The organism is Marinobacter halodurans (genome assembly GCF_004327985.1).
GTDB classification, from domain to species: domain Bacteria; phylum Pseudomonadota; class Gammaproteobacteria; order Pseudomonadales; family Oleiphilaceae; genus Marinobacter_A; species Marinobacter_A halodurans.
In genome coordinates this window covers 1-225 of the sequence record NZ_SJDL01000257.1, presented here as the reverse complement: position 1 = coordinate 225, position 225 = coordinate 1, and the positions used below count along the sequence as shown (strand labels likewise).

Genomic DNA, 225 nt, shown 5'->3' with positions numbered 1-225 from the left:
CGAGACGGGAAGGCACGCCGCAAGGTGGGCCTCTGTCACCCTTGCTCTCCAACGTGCTCCTGACCGAACTGGATCGGGAACTGGAGTGCCGGGGCCACCGGTTCTGCCGCTATGCGGACGACTGCAATATTTACGTTCGCAGCAGACGAGCAGGCCACCGGGTCATGGCCAGTATCACCCACTTCCTGAAAGCACGCCTGCGCCTGACGGTGAACGCGGCGAAGA

1 protein-coding gene is annotated in these 225 nt (G+C 63.1%); it reads left to right on the top strand.

All coding sequences use genetic code 11. The features are described from left to right. The coding region (locus EZI54_RS24280; RefSeq protein ID WP_242674600.1) for a reverse transcriptase domain-containing protein at positions 1–225 on the top strand (225 nt) is incomplete at both ends.